This window comes from Pseudomonas kielensis (genome assembly GCF_014236655.1).
Taxonomy (GTDB): Bacteria; Pseudomonadota; Gammaproteobacteria; order Pseudomonadales; family Pseudomonadaceae; genus Aquipseudomonas; species Aquipseudomonas kielensis.
Genome location: NZ_JACMYG010000017.1, coordinates 59357 through 73417, shown reverse-complemented (window position 1 = coordinate 73417; position 14061 = coordinate 59357). Strand labels below are relative to the sequence as shown.

Below are 14061 nucleotides of genomic sequence, written 5' to 3'. Positions count from 1 at the left end.
CATGCTGTTGCCCATCCTGCTGTTGTCAGCCGCCGGATTTACCGTGCTGACCACGGAATTTGTCATTGTCGGGCTGTTGCCCTCGATTGCCCGCGATCTTGAGGTCAGTGTTTCCCAGGCGGGGCTGTTGGTGACCCTGTTCGCGTTTACCGTCGCCGCCTTTGGTCCGTTCCTGACCGCGTACTGTGCGCGGTTCGAACGTCGCCGGCTGTTTATCAGCGTGCTGATTCTGTTCGGCCTGGCCAATACCCTGGCGGCGCTGGCACCCAATATCGGGGTGATGGCCCTGGCTCGGCTGATACCCGCCCTGGGGTTGCCGGTGTTCTGGGCACTGGCCAGCGAAACGGCAGTGGACATTGTCGGGCCGCAGTACGCCGGCCGGGCGATTGCCAAGATCGGCTTCGGGATTGTCTGCGCCACGGTGTTCGGCATCCCCGTGGGCACGCTGATCTCGGATGCATTTGGCTGGCGCAGTGCGTTCGCCATCCTCGCGGTGATTGCCTTCGCCAAGGCCTTGCTGCTGTTTATCTACTTGCCCCGCACCGATCTGCACCTGCAACAGGTGAGCTTGCGCGCCCAGTTCAAGATCCTGCGCAGTCCGCTGATGCAAGGCCATGTGCTGTTGTCGATCCTGGTGTTCAGCGGCATGTTCACTGCCTACACCTACCTGGCCGACATCCTTGAGCGCCTGGCCGGTTTCAACGGCACGCTGGTGGGGTGGTGCCTGATGGGCTTTGGCGCAGTCGGCCTGATCGGCAATTCGCTGGGCGGACGCATGGTCGACCGTCATCCGCTGATCGCCTCGATGGTGTTTTGTGGCTTCATGATCGGCGGCATGGTGGCGCTGGTGCCGAGTATCCATTCGACACTCGGGCTGGCGGCGGCGATGGGCGTCTGGGGCGTGACCCAGGCGGCGCTGTTCCTGGTCAGCCATGTGCGCCTGATGAAGGCCGCACCTCAGGCGCCGGCCTTTGCCGCGTCATTGAACATCGCCGGGGCCAACCTGGGGATTGGCCTGGGTGCCCTGGTGGGCGGACGGGTGATCGACACCCTGGGGCTGGGTAGCCTGGGTTTTGCCGCGGCCGGGTTCATCCTGCTGTCGATCGTGCTGGCCCTGCTGCTGATGAAGTTCAAGGCCCCAGTGGCCTGCGCCTGAAGCCTTAGAGGCTGGTGAACAGCTCGCGCCCCCCTTCGGTAATGGCGACGATGCCCGGGTGCTTGACCTTGCGCTCCACTGAAATGGCGTAAAACGACTCTGTCACCGCGTCGGTCTGGCCGATCAGTTGCACGCCGTACTGACGTCGGACTTCATCGGCGATCACGCTGGGGCCGATGAAAATCCCGCTGCCGGATTGGCCAAATGCCTGCATCAGGGCGCTGTCATCGAACTCGCCGACAATCCGCGGCTGGATTTTCTGCTCGGCGAACCAGCGTTGCAAACGGCTGCGCACCACGGTTTCCTGGCCGGGAATCAGCAGTGGGGCGCCGTGCAGGCAGTGGGGGAAGTCGCTGCCGTAGCGTTGCGCGAGTTCCTGGGTGGCAAAAAAGCTGATGCCACATTCGCCGAGCTTCTGGCTGTAGCCCTTGATGTCCAGGTGCGAGGGCATGGGGCTGTCGGAAATCACCAGGTCCAGGCGCTGGATCGCCAGGTCGGCCAGCAACCGCTCCAGCTTGTCCTCGCGACAAGTGATGCGCAGCGGCTCGGTCAATTCCATGGTGGGCGCGATCAGGCGATAGACGATGGATTTGGGCACCACGTCCGCGACCCCGACCCGAAACACGATCTGCTGCTCATTGGGCTGGGCTCGCAGCAGGGCTTCCAGTTCACCCCCCAACTGAAACATCTGCTCGGCGTAGGGCAGGGCCTGGCGTCCGGCCTCGGTCAACTCCAGTTGACGCCCGACCCGACGAAACAGCTCGATGCCGTAGGTCTGTTCGAGCAGGCTGATCTGACCGCTGATGGTCTGTGGTGTCAGGTTCAGTTGTTCGCATGCGCGCACGATGCTGCCGGTCTTGGCCACGACCCAGAAGTAGTGCAATTGACGATAGTTGAGCATGGAGGGTGCCGATTCGTAAAAACCGAAGTATAGCCGCTAAAAATACGAATTTTCCTGAAGTGTTAGTCTGCTTAGAATGCCTCGCTATCGACGGGCCGCTGATACGGCCGTCTCTGTTCTAACGAGGAAAACCATGATGACATTCAAGACCCTGACGGCAGCGTCCGTGCTGGCCGTTTCCGCACTGCTGTTGACGGGCTGTGACCAGGCCGAGAAAAGTGCCCAGCAATTGATGGGCAAGGCGGCCGAATCGGCCAAGCTGGCGATTGATGAGACCCACAAGGCGGCGGAACAGGCACTGAGCGATGCCACCGGTAATATTATTGGCAAAAAAGACAGCCCGGCCGATAGCGATAAAGAAGAAAGTTCGTCGCAGGAAATCTAATCCGTCTAACACCGAGTCAGGACTGACCCATGGAATACCTTTTACAACTCGCTGCAAGCCCCACCGCCTGGGTCGCCCTGGCTACCCTGATCGTCATGGAAATCGTGCTCGGCATCGATAACCTGATCTTCATTTCGATCCTGACCAACAAACTGCCGGAGCAGCATCGGGCCAAGGCGCGCCGGATCGGTATCAGCATGGCCCTGGTGCTGCGCCTGGGCCTGTTGAGCACCATCGCCTTCATCGTGCAGTTGACGACGCCGGTGATCGAGGTGCTAGGCCACGCGTTCTCCTGGAAAGACATGATCCTGATCGCCGGTGGTCTGTTCCTGTTGTGGAAGGCCACCACGGAAATCCACCACAGTATGGACCCGGCGCCGGATGATCCGATGTCGAAAACCTCTGGCGTGACCTTGGGTTTTGCCGCGGCTATCGGCCAGATCCTGATGCTCGACCTGGTGTTCTCCATCGACAGCATCATCACCGCCGTCGGCATGACCGAGCATTTGCCGATCATGATCATCGCGGTGCTGGTGTCGGTGTTGGTGATGTTGTTGGCGGCTGAGCCTCTGGCCAAGTTCATCAATGAAAACCCGACCGTGGTAATGCTGGCCCTGGGCTTCTTGATCATGATCGGCATGACCCTGATCGCCGAAGGTTTTGGCGCCCACGTACCAAAAGGTTACGTCTATGCGGCGATGGCGTTCTCGGCGGCAATCGAGGTGCTGAACATGCTGTCGCGTCGGGCCCGGCAGAAGAAGGCGGCCGAACAGGCGTAACGTCTGAAGGCAGTGATCAACGGTCGTCTGCACCCAGGGTGCAGGCGGCCGTTTTGTTTTGTGGGGGGAAGTACCGTTCAGTGGGCAGAGGCGTGGGGTTGCTCGGGTTTGTGCTCTGGCGCCGGGGCTTGTGGCGTACGGTAGGCGTGGTGATGCCGGCGGGTTATGCGCAATACGCCCCACAGCATGGCCGCCGCTACGGCCAGCCAGCCAATGATCAGCAGCACAACGGTGGTGGTCAGGCTCATCAGTGCCTCCTTGTTGCCCTGCATCGGGCACATGCTTGTCGCAGGTGTCAGTCTAGCTGCTGTGATGTTGCAGGCTATTGACCAATGGTCGTGAGTCTCCAACCAGTTTGCTCTATCAGCCGCAGCCGACTGCCGTTTAAGGCTATACCGCTGCTATGATCAGCGGCGAAGCCGGGACGCTGACCGCCCGGCACCTGAACAAGTGAGTGATGATGTTGCCGGTACTTCCTCGATTTCGCTTTGCCTTGCTGGCTACGGCCTGCGTCTTGAGCCTGGCCGGGTGTGCCGGCACTGTGCAACCGGAAATCAAGCGTCTGCCCGAGCGTGTCGAGCTCAGCGGCCGCTTCTACCGGGGCGACGCCTACCAGGGTGGCCCGCAGACGTTGGCCAGCCTGCTGTCGCAGCAAGGCGTGACGATTACCCCGGGATTGCTGGAAAAACCCCTGCATTTGCCCGGCGCCGAGGCGCAGTTGCAACACAACATGCAGAAACTGGCCCGCGAATACGGGATGGTGGTCTATCCGCTGGACAGCAATCTGCCAGCACTGTTGACCCAGGTGGCCGCTGGTTACCCGGTGTGGCTGCGCTACACCGAGGGTTCGGCATTCTGGAAGGCGCCGAGGTATGCCTTGCTGGCCGGCTACAACCGGCAGAAGCAAACGGTACTGTTGCGCTCGGGCTTGGAAAAGCGCCTGTTGATGGACTTCAGGTCCTTTGAGTCGGCTTTTCAAAGCGCAGGGGGGTGGGCCGTGCTGGTACAGGCGCCGACGCAGATACCGGCCAAGGTCGATCGCCAGCGCTGGTTGCAGGCGGCCAATGAGCTGAGCCAGGCAGGACGGGAAGAGGCGGCAGCCCAGGCGATCCAGGCATTGAATAGCCAGAAATGAAAAACGGCGCCCTTGGCGCCGTTTTGCTGTGGGGCGGATCAATCCGCCGTTTGTGCCACGCCGCTCTGGCGGCTCTTGAGGTTCTTGTCGGCCTTGTACTGCAAGGCCACCGCAGGCACCGTGCTGCTCTTGCCGGTTTCGACCCATTGGCGGATCCGGCTGGCGTCGGCGAAGTGCGTGTATTTGCCGAAGGCATCGAGGATCACCAGCGATACCGGGCGCCCCCCCATCTGGGTAATCAGCACCAGGCAATGGCCCGCTTGGTTGGTAAACCCGGTCTTGGTCAACTTGATGTCCCAATTATCTTTGCGCACCAGGTGATCGGTGTTGTGAAAGCCCAGGGTGTAGTTGGGCTTGCGGAACGCCACGGTCTTTTCCTTGGTGGTGCTCAGTTCGCTCAGCAGTGGGTACTTGCGTGCCGCTTGCACCAGTTTGCTCAGGTCGCGGGCGGTGGAGACGTTGCTGGTCGACAGACCGGTGGGTTCGACATAGTGGGTGCTGGTCATGCCCAGCGCCTTGGCCTTGGCGTTCATGGCCGCGATAAAGGCCGCATAGCCGCCCGGGTAGTGGTGGGCCAGGCTCGCGGCGGCACGGTTTTCCGAGGACATCAGGGTGATCAGTAGCATTTCCCGGCGTGGCAGCTCGCTACCAATCTTGACCCGCGAGAACACGCCTTTCATTTCCGGGGTGTCGCTGATCGACACGGAAATGTATTCCTCCATGTTCTGTTTGGCTTCCAGCACCACCATGCCGGTCATCAATTTGGTAACCGAGGCGATGGGCACCACCACGTCCGGGTTGCTGGCGTAGATCAGCTTGTTGGTCTGCAGGTCGATCAGCATGGCGCTGCCGGAGGCGATATGCAGTTTCGAGGTGTCGCGAGGTACCGCTGTGGTTTCTGCCGCGCTGACGCTTGGCGTCATGACAGTGCCTGAAAATGCCAAGAAGAGACTCAGGATAGAAAGACGGATTTTCACGCGAGTGGACTCGATAAATGTGGGGATGCCGTTGTGCAACGGGCTTTTTTCAGAAAAGCGTTACATTTTATGAGCGTAGCTGAGGAACTGTCGAATGTTCTTCGCTGGGCAGCGCAAAGCCCTTGTTTTGGAGCAAAAAACAGGGTTATTCGACGAGTAGCCGCTGGCGGGGCCGGAAACGACAAACCCCGCCAAAGGGCGGGGTTTGCGTTTTAAGGCACTCGTTTGAGCCCTGACTCAGCCGTGCAGGGTTTCCGCGGCATACAGGGTGTTTTCCAGCAGGCAGGCACGGGTCATCGGGCCGACGCCGCCTGGTACTGGGGTGATCCAGCCAGCGCGGGGCAGGGCGGTTTCGTAGATCACGTCGCCGACCAGTTTGCCGTCGTCCTGGCGGTTGATGCCGACGTCGATCACGATCGCGCCTTCCTTGATCCATTCGCCCTTGACCAGGCCCGGCTTGCCGGCGGCCACTACCACCAGGTCGGCGCGGCCGACGTGGCCGGCCAGGTCCTTGGTGAAGCGGTGGGTCACGGTCACGGTGCAGCCGGCCAGCAACAGTTCCATCGCCATCGGGCGACCGACAATGTTGGATGCGCCGACAATCACTGCGTCCATCCCGTAGAGATCGGCCCCGGTGCTTTCCAGCAGGGTCATGATGCCTTTAGGGGTGCACGGGCGCAGCAGGGGGATGCGCTGGGCCAGGCGACCGACGTTATAAGGGTGGAAACCGTCGACGTCTTTGTCCGGACGAATGCGCTCCAGCAGTTTGGAGGCGTCCAGGTGTTCGGGCAGAGGCAGTTGCAGTAGCACGCCGTCGATGTTCGGGTCTTCATTGAGACGGTCGATCAGGTCGGTCAGGGCTTGCTGGGTGGTGTCAGCGGGCAGGTCGTAGGCTTGGGAGAGGAAGCCGACCTCTTCACAGTCTTTACGCTTGTGCGAGACATAAACCTGAGAGGCGGGATCGCTGCCGACCAGGATCACCGCGAGGCCTGGCGTGCGCAGACCTTGCTGGCGACGCTCGGCAACACGTTTGGCGATCTGCTGGCGCAGGCTGGCGGCGATCGATTTGCCGTCGATTAGTTGTGCAGTCATTGCGCGTGATTAACCATCGAGAGGGGGAAGAAAAGAGAGCGCATTCTCGCATGCCAGGACGTGAGGGCAAAGGCGCTTGGTCTGCAAATTCCCCTAAGCCCTTTAATTAAATGAATTTTTCTCAAAAATCATTTGACGACCTGTAGGTGGCTCTATACTATTCGTCGCACTTGTCGGGCACAGCCTAGCACTGGTTAAGAAGGTCAAGCGGAATCAACATTCTGCAAGACTGGAAAGCACTTAGTTTGTAGTCCTCCAAGAGTACAGATTAATAAGGCGCCCGTAGCTCAGCTGGATAGAGCATCCGCCTTCTAAGCGGATGGTCGCAGGTTCGAGTCCTGCCGGGTGCGCCATTAGGCAGCTTTGGCACAAGTAACGCGATATGGTGGGCGTAGCTCAGTTGGTAGAGCACGGGATTGTGACTCCCGTTGTCGTGGGTTCGATCCCCATCGTCCACCCCATATTTCGAAAGGCGCCAGATTAACAGTCTGGCGCCTTTGCTTTAAAGGCTTCAACTCGCGGATGTGGTGGAATTGGTAGACACACTGGATTTAGGTTCCAGCGCCGCGAGGCGTAAGAGTTCGAGTCTCTTCATCCGCACCAAATAAAGCTTCATTCATGCCGGTTGGCATGGGCGGGGCTCAACGAAGAAGTGATTTGGCTTCTTTGTTACGCAATATGGTGGGCGTAGCTCAGTTGGTAGAGCACGGGATTGTGACTCCCGTTGTCGTGGGTTCGATCCCCATCGTCCACCCCATATTTCGAAAGGCGCCAGATTTAACAGTCTGGCGCCTTTTTTGTTTTTGCTGGCTAGAAAGTTCAGCGGCTGCGGGTTTTGGGCTGCTGGGGCAGGGCGTTTTGTCGTATTTATGTTTCTCGATGATGCTGCGCTGCCCGCCGGTCCTGCTCGCGGGATTGGCTGTCGGGGTTGTGGCCCGTCGCCTCTTCTATATAAGGAGGGGGTGGCGCAGAGCCCTGGCGTGATTGGCTGTATTTGCCATTGGGGCGAGTTGCTTTGGTGTATCCGCCCTTATAAATTGCCTGCTGCTTTTTTACCCGTTCTCAGTAGGGTGACTTCTTGAGTTTGACCCACTAGAATGCATGCCCTTGATTCTGGGGTCGGAAACGGCCGGCTAACGTCTGTGCAACGAGGAATATCCATGCAAGTTTCTGTTGAAAATACTTCTGCTCTTGAGCGCCGCATGAGCGTCACCGTGCCGGCTGAGCGCATCGAGACTCAGGTCAACAAGCGTCTGCAGCAGACTGCCCAAAAGGCCAAGATTGCTGGCTTCCGTCCAGGCAAAGTGCCAATGAGCGAAATCAAGCGCCGTTTCGGTGCTGATGCTCGCCAGGAAGCTGTAGGCGACGTGATCCAGTCCTCCTTCTACGAAGCTGTGGTTGAGCAGAAGCTGAACCCGGCAGGTTCGCCATCGATCGAGCCAAAATCGCTCGAAGCTGGCAAAGACCTGGAATACGTTGCTGTGTTCGAAGTGTTCCCTGAGTTCACCGTTGCCGGTTTCGAGTCCATCGCAGTCGAGCGCCTGAGCGCTGACGTGGCAGACGCCGATCTGGACAAGATGCTGGACATCCTGCGCAAGCAGAACGTGCGTTACGAAGCAGTCGATCGCGCTGCGCAGAACGACGACCAACTGAACATCGATTTCGTTGGCAAGGTTGACGGTGAAGTGTTCGCCGGTGGTTCCGCCAAGGGTACTCAGCTGGTGCTGGGTTCCGGCCGCATGATCCCGGGCTTCGAAGAAGGCCTGGTCGGCGCCAAGGCAGGCGAAGAGCGCGTTCTGAACCTGACCTTCCCGGAAAACTACCAGAACCTGGACCTGGCTAACAAAGCAGCCGAGTTCACCGTGACCGTGAACACCGTTTCCGAGCCGAAACTGCCTGAACTGACCGAAGAATTCTTCGCCCAGTTCGGTATCAAAGAGTCTGGCATCGACGGTTTCCGCGCCGAAGTTCGTAAGAACATGGAGCGCGAGCTGCGTCAGGCGATCAAATCCAAGGTCAAGAATCAGGTAATGGACGGTCTGCTGGCCGCCAACCCGATCGAAGTGCCAAAGGCCCTGCTGGAGAACGAAGTGAACCGTCTGCGCGTGCAGGCTGTTCAGCAGTTCGGTGGCAACATCAAGCCTGATCAACTGCCTGCCGAGCTGTTCGAAGAACAAGCCAAGCGTCGCGTTGTGCTGGGTCTGGTCGTGGCTGAAGTGGTCAAGCAATTCGACCTCAAGCCTGACGAAAACCGCGTACGTGAACTGATCCAGGAAATGGCTTCGGCCTACCAGGAGCCAGAAGCAGTAGTGTCCTGGTACTACAAAAACGACGAGCAGCTGAACGAAGTTCGTTCGGTTGTGCTGGAAGAGCAAGTTGTGGATACTGTTCTGCAGAAAGCTAGCGTGACCGACAAATCGGTCTCTTACGAAGAAGCGGTCAAGCCGGTAGAAGCTCCAAAAGCCGACTGATTGTTTTTGCGTTAGAAGCACACACATAAGCCAGCCTTCGAGCTGGCTTATGCGTATTCAAGACATAACTATTTGGGAGTGACTGCAGAGCATGTTCCGTAATTCGTATATTCAGCAGAACTCTGATATCCAGGCCGCAGGCGGCCTGGTCCCGATGGTTGTCGAGCAGTCTGCTCGTGGCGAACGCGCCTATGACATCTACTCGCGCCTCCTCAAGGAGCGGGTGATCTTTCTGGTTGGTCCGGTAGAGGACTACATGGCCAACCTGATCTGTGCGCAGCTGCTGTTCCTTGAAGCGGAAAACCCGGACAAGGACATCCATCTCTATATCAACTCCCCGGGCGGTTCGGTGACAGCGGGCATGTCGATCTACGACACCATGCAGTTCATCAAGCCAAACGTGTCGACTACCTGTATCGGTCAAGCGTGCAGCATGGGTGCATTCCTGCTGACGGCCGGTGCTGCCGGCAAGCGTTATTGCCTGCCGAACTCGCGTGTGATGATTCACCAGCCACTGGGTGGTTTCCAGGGCCAGGCCTCGGATATCGAAATCCATGCCAAGGAAATCCTCTTCATCCGTGAGCGTCTCAATACGCTGATGGCCAAGCATAGCGGGCACACGCTGGAAGAAATCGAGCGTGACACCAACCGCGATAACTTCATGAGTGCAGAAGCCGCACGTGAGTACGGCCTGATCGACGAAGTGATTGCCCAGCGCCCAGCTTAAAAATAAGCAGCTCAAAATAGGCTTGGTGGGCTGGTCTGATCACCGGCGGGCTTGAAAAAGCCCGCAATAGCCTTCATCTTGTGTTGCAAGCCTATCGGATTTGGATCGAACGAATGACTGACACCCGCAACGGCGAGGACAACGGCAAGCTGCTCTATTGCTCCTTCTGTGGCAAAAGCCAGCATGAAGTGCGCAAATTGATTGCCGGCCCCTCGGTCTTTATCTGCGACGAGTGCGTCGACCTGTGCAATGACATCATCCGTGAGGAGGTGCAGGAAGCCCAGGCCGAGAGCAGCGCGCATAAATTGCCTTCGCCTAAAGAAATCAGCGGCATCCTTGATCAATATGTGATTGGTCAAGAACGTGCGAAAAAGGTTCTGGCCGTAGCGGTATACAACCACTACAAGCGCCTGAACCAGCGTGACAAGAAGAATGACGACGTCGAACTCGGCAAGAGCAACATCTTGCTGATCGGCCCGACAGGCTCGGGTAAAACCCTGCTTGCCGAAACCCTGGCTCGTCTGCTGAATGTGCCGTTCACCATCGCTGACGCGACCACCCTCACCGAGGCGGGTTACGTGGGCGAAGATGTCGAGAACATCATTCAGAAGCTGTTGCAGAAGTGCGATTACGACGTAGAGAAAGCTCAAATGGGCATCGTCTACATCGATGAAATCGACAAGATTTCGCGCAAGTCTGACAACCCGTCCATCACCCGGGATGTTTCCGGTGAGGGCGTGCAGCAAGCCTTGCTCAAGTTGATCGAAGGCACGGTCGCTTCCGTTCCACCTCAAGGTGGTCGCAAGCATCCGCAGCAGGAATTCCTGCAGGTCGACACCCGTAACATCCTGTTCATCTGCGGTGGTGCATTCTCCGGTCTGGAAAAGGTTATTCAAAACCGTTCCACCAAGGGCGGCATCGGTTTCAACGCAGAAGTTCGCAGCAAGGAAGAAGGCAAGAAAGTCGGTGAATCCCTGCGTGAAGTCGAACCTGACGATCTGGTCAAGTTCGGTCTGATCCCGGAATTCGTTGGCCGTCTGCCGGTGCTGGCGACGCTGGACGAGCTCGACGAGGCTGCGCTGATGCAGATCCTCACCGAGCCAAAAAATGCTCTGACCAAACAGTATGCCAAGCTGTTCGAGATGGAAGGCGTTGATCTGGAGTTCCGCTCCGACGCCCTAAAGTCGGTCGCCAAACGCGCACTGGAACGCAAGACCGGTGCCCGTGGATTGCGTTCGATCCTCGAAGGTGTGCTGCTCGACACTATGTACGAAATCCCCTCGCAGTCCGAGGTGAGTAAAGTAGTGATCGATGAAAGCGTTATAGAAGGCAAGTCCAAGCCACTGTATATCTACGAAAACAGTGAGCCGGCTGCCAAGGCAGCGCCAGACGCGTAAGCGTCGCACTGCTGGATAAAGAAGGGGCCTTCGGGCCCCTTTGCTTTTGTACGGGCTGTTGCCGGCTGCGATCTTTATCGAGCTCTGCTAATCAGCTTGTTTTTTTGCAAGGCAGCCCCCATCTTGGTTTCAAGCTTACTTCCATCTGTTTACGGCCTTATGGCCGCCGTAGAGGCGAAATCATGAAGACAACCATCGAATTGCCTCTCCTGCCATTGCGTGATGTCGTGGTTTATCCGCACATGGTTATCCCGCTGTTCGTGGGGCGCGAGAAATCTATCGAAGCCCTCGAGGCCGCGATGACGGGCGACAAGCAGATTCTGCTGCTGGCCCAGAGAAACCCTGCCGACGACGATCCCGGAGAAGACGCGCTGTACCGCGTCGGGACCATCGCCACCGTGCTGCAACTGCTCAAGCTGCCTGATGGCACCGTCAAGGTGCTGGTCGAGGGTGAGCAACGTGGTGCTGTCGAGCGTTTCATTGAAGTGGACGGCCACTGCCGTGCCGAAGTTTCCCTGATCGACGAAGTCGACGCGCCAGAGCGCGAGTCGGAAGTGTTCGTTCGCAGTTTGCTGTCGCAGTTCGAACAATACGTTCAACTGGGCAAGAAAGTCCCTGCCGAAGTCCTGTCGTCGCTCAACAGCATCGACGAGCCAGGCCGCCTGGTCGATACGATGGCCGCGCACATGGCGCTGAAAATCGAGCAGAAGCAGGAAATCCTCGAGATCCTCGACCTGTCGGCCCGTGTCGAACACGTGCTGGCGTTGCTGGATGCGGAAATCGACCTGCTGCAGGTCGAAAAACGTATTCGTGGCCGGGTCAAGAAACAAATGGAGCGCAGTCAGCGCGAGTACTACCTGAATGAGCAGATGAAGGCCATTCAGAAAGAGCTCGGCGACAGCGAAGAGGGCCACAACGAAGTCGAAGAGCTGAAAAAACGCATTGATGCCGCCGGCCTGCCAAAAGATGCTCTGGCCAAGGCCTTGGCTGAGCTGAACAAGCTCAAGCAAATGTCGCCAATGTCGGCAGAAGCGACCGTGGTGCGCACCTACATCGACTGGCTGGTCCAGGTGCCGTGGAAAGCGCAGAGCAAAGTCCGCCTGGACCTGGCCCGTGCCGAAGACATTCTCGACGCCGACCACTATGGTCTGGAAGAAGTCAAAGAACGGATCCTCGAATACCTCGCCGTGCAAAAGCGCGTGAAGAAAATTCGTGGTCCGGTACTGTGCCTGGTCGGTCCTCCTGGGGTAGGTAAAACTTCCCTGGCGGAGTCGATTGCCCACGCCACCAACCGTAAATTTGTTCGTATGGCCCTGGGTGGCGTGCGTGACGAAGCGGAAATTCGTGGTCATCGCCGTACTTACATCGGTTCGATGCCAGGAAGATTGATTCAAAAGATGACCAAAGTGGGCGTGCGCAACCCGCTGTTCCTGCTCGATGAAATCGACAAGATGGGCAGCGACATGCGAGGCGATCCGGCATCGGCTTTGCTGGAAGTGCTCGACCCCGAGCAGAACCACAATTTCAACGATCACTACCTGGAAGTCGATTACGACCTCTCGGATGTGATGTTCCTGTGCACCTCGAACTCGATGAACATTCCCGCGGCGCTGCTCGACCGTATGGAAGTGATCCGCCTGCCGGGTTACACCGAAGACGAGAAGATCAACATCGCGGTCAAATACCTCTCGCCGAAACAGATCCAGGCCAACGGCCTGAAAAAGGGCGAGCTGGAATTCGAAGCTGAAGCGATCCGCGACATCATCCGTTACTACACCCGCGAAGCCGGTGTGCGTGGGCTGGAGCGCCAGATTGCCAAGGTCTGCCGCAAGACTGTCAAAGAGCACGCGTTGGAAAAACGCTTCTCGGTGAAGGTCACGGCCGACATGCTCGAGCACTTCCTGGGCGTGCGCAAATTCCGCTACGGCCTGGCCGAGCAGCAGGATCAGGTGGGCCAAGTGACGGGCCTGGCGTGGACCCAGGTGGGCGGTGAATTGCTGACTATCGAAGCGGCCGTGGTGCCGGGCAAGGGTCAACTGATCAAGACCGGTTCGCTGGGCGATGTGATGGTCGAATCGATCACCGCTGCGCTGACGGTCGTACGTAGTCGGGCCAAGAGCCTGGGGATTCCCCTGGACTTCCATGAGAAGCGCGACACCCACATCCACATGCCGGAAGGGGCTACGCCCAAAGACGGTCCTAGTGCGGGTGTAGGCATGTGCACGGCGTTGGTGTCGGCACTGACCGGGATCCCGGTGCGGGCGGATGTCGCCATGACCGGCGAAATCACCCTGCGCGGTCAAGTCCTGGCCATCGGCGGCCTGAAGGAAAAACTGCTGGCGGCACATCGCGGCGGGATCAAGACGGTGATCATTCCTGAAGAGAACGTACGCGATTTGAAGGAAATTCCCGACAACATCAAGCAAGATCTTCAGATTAAACCGGTTAAATGGATTGACGAGGTCCTGCAAATTGCGCTGCAATACGCGCCGGAGCCCTTGCCCGATGTGGCTCCCGAGATAGTTGCAAAGGATGAAAAACGCGAGTCTGACTCTAAGGAAAGAATTAGCACGCATTAGTACGTATTAGCCTGGGGGGCTTCCTTGACAGCTTTTTAGAGCCCTTGTTATAAAGCGGCTCTTAAGTGTCTGTAGGCCATTCAGCACTCGTTTTTGCTTTCACCAAAAAACTTAGAATCATCTCAAATAGATATAAGGGGACTTAGAGTGAACAAGTCGGAACTGATTGATGCTATCGCTGCATCCGCTGATATCCCGAAAGCTGCTGCTGGCCGTGCGCTGGACGCTGTAATCGAATCCGTCACTGGTGCCCTCAAGGCCGGCGACTCTGTAGTTCTGGTAGGTTTCGGTACTTTCTCCGTGACTGACCGTCCAGCTCGTATCGGTCGCAACCCACAGACCGGTAAGACTCTGGAAATCGCTGCTGCCAAAAAGCCAGGCTTCAAAGCCGGTAAAGCACTGAAAGAAGCTGTCAACTAAGCCTCACTCGGTTTTTTGCCTATCCGGGTCGGGGTCATGCCT

At 58.0% G+C, this 14061-nt stretch carries 13 protein-coding genes and 4 tRNA genes; 13 read left to right on the top strand and 4 right to left on the bottom strand.

The genetic code is table 11. The features are described from left to right. Position 1 precedes the first annotated feature (1 nt). Entirely contained in the window at positions 2 to 1156 is a 1155-nt protein-coding gene (locus H7995_RS16915; RefSeq protein ID WP_185818639.1) for an MFS transporter, read from the top strand. Positions 1157 to 1160: 4 nt separating this feature from the next. Here the strand turns inward: H7995_RS16915 and nhaR are convergent, their stop codons facing one another. Then, complete coding sequence (gene nhaR, locus H7995_RS16910) at positions 1161 to 2057, bottom strand: transcriptional activator NhaR (protein WP_185818638.1); 897 nt, start codon at positions 2055 to 2057, stop codon at positions 1161 to 1163. Positions 2058 to 2193: 136 nt separating this feature from the next. Here nhaR and H7995_RS16905 point away from each other — a divergent pair, with 136 nt between their 5' ends. Together H7995_RS16905 and H7995_RS16900 are read left to right on the top strand one after the other, a co-directional pair. Beyond that, positions 2194 to 2442 (top strand): hypothetical protein, encoded by a 249-nt coding sequence (locus H7995_RS16905; RefSeq protein WP_166590821.1) that lies wholly within the window; start codon positions 2194 to 2196, stop codon positions 2440 to 2442. Positions 2443 to 2471: 29 nt separating this feature from the next. Next, positions 2472 to 3221, top strand: coding sequence for a TerC family protein (locus H7995_RS16900; RefSeq protein WP_166590781.1), 750 nt, complete (start codon positions 2472 to 2474; stop codon positions 3219 to 3221). Between the two features lie 77 nt (positions 3222 to 3298). Here the strand turns inward: H7995_RS16900 and H7995_RS16895 are convergent, their stop codons facing one another. Beyond that, positions 3299 to 3502, bottom strand: coding sequence for a hypothetical protein (locus tag H7995_RS16895; RefSeq protein ID WP_178117399.1), 204 nt, complete (start codon positions 3500 to 3502; stop codon positions 3299 to 3301). Between the two features lie 179 nt (positions 3503 to 3681). Here H7995_RS16895 and H7995_RS16890 point away from each other — a divergent pair, with 179 nt between their 5' ends. Next, positions 3682 to 4356 (top strand): peptidase C39 family protein, encoded by a 675-nt coding sequence (locus tag H7995_RS16890; protein ID WP_371927852.1) that lies wholly within the window; start codon positions 3682 to 3684, stop codon positions 4354 to 4356. Between the two features lie 38 nt (positions 4357 to 4394). Here the strand turns inward: H7995_RS16890 and pbpG are convergent, their stop codons facing one another. Together pbpG and folD are read right to left on the bottom strand one after the other, a co-directional pair. After that, positions 4395 to 5333 (bottom strand): D-alanyl-D-alanine endopeptidase, encoded by a 939-nt coding sequence (gene pbpG, locus H7995_RS16885; protein WP_166590778.1) that lies wholly within the window; start codon positions 5331 to 5333, stop codon positions 4395 to 4397. A 237-nt stretch (positions 5334 to 5570) separates the two neighbouring features. Then, complete coding sequence (gene folD, locus H7995_RS16880) at positions 5571 to 6425, bottom strand: bifunctional methylenetetrahydrofolate dehydrogenase/methenyltetrahydrofolate cyclohydrolase FolD (RefSeq protein WP_095167791.1); 855 nt, start codon at positions 6423 to 6425, stop codon at positions 5571 to 5573. Between the two features lie 276 nt (positions 6426 to 6701). Here folD and H7995_RS16875 point away from each other — a divergent pair. The 9 genes from H7995_RS16875 (at position 6702) to H7995_RS16835 (ending at position 14019) form a co-directional block, all read left to right on the top strand. Then, positions 6702 to 6778: transfer RNA gene (locus H7995_RS16875), tRNA-Arg, on the top strand. Positions 6779 to 6810: 32 nt separating this feature from the next. Then, positions 6811 to 6886: transfer RNA gene (locus H7995_RS16870), tRNA-His, on the top strand. A gap of 57 nt (positions 6887 to 6943) precedes the next feature. Then, a tRNA-Leu gene (locus H7995_RS16865) sits at positions 6944 to 7028 on the top strand. A gap of 78 nt (positions 7029 to 7106) precedes the next feature. Continuing rightward, positions 7107 to 7182 (top strand) — tRNA-His (locus tag H7995_RS16860). A 403-nt stretch (positions 7183 to 7585) separates the two neighbouring features. Next, complete coding sequence (gene tig / locus H7995_RS16855; RefSeq protein WP_166590777.1) at positions 7586 to 8896, top strand: trigger factor; 1311 nt, start codon at positions 7586 to 7588, stop codon at positions 8894 to 8896. A gap of 91 nt (positions 8897 to 8987) precedes the next feature. Then, positions 8988 to 9623, top strand: coding sequence for an ATP-dependent Clp endopeptidase proteolytic subunit ClpP (clpP, locus tag H7995_RS16850; RefSeq protein WP_095167796.1), 636 nt, complete (start codon positions 8988 to 8990; stop codon positions 9621 to 9623). 113 nt (positions 9624 to 9736) lie between these two features. Then, positions 9737 to 11020, top strand: a complete 1284-nt coding sequence (gene clpX, locus H7995_RS16845) for an ATP-dependent Clp protease ATP-binding subunit ClpX (RefSeq protein ID WP_095167797.1) — start codon at positions 9737 to 9739, stop codon at positions 11018 to 11020. A 182-nt stretch (positions 11021 to 11202) separates the two neighbouring features. Then, positions 11203 to 13599 carry an endopeptidase La gene (gene lon, locus H7995_RS16840; RefSeq protein WP_095167799.1) on the top strand — a complete coding sequence of 799 codons (2397 nt, stop codon included), beginning with the start codon at positions 11203 to 11205 and terminating at the stop codon, positions 13597 to 13599. A gap of 147 nt (positions 13600 to 13746) precedes the next feature. Then, positions 13747 to 14019 (top strand): HU family DNA-binding protein, encoded by a 273-nt coding sequence (locus H7995_RS16835; RefSeq protein ID WP_002552737.1) that lies wholly within the window; start codon positions 13747 to 13749, stop codon positions 14017 to 14019. Positions 14020 to 14061 lie beyond the last annotated feature (42 nt).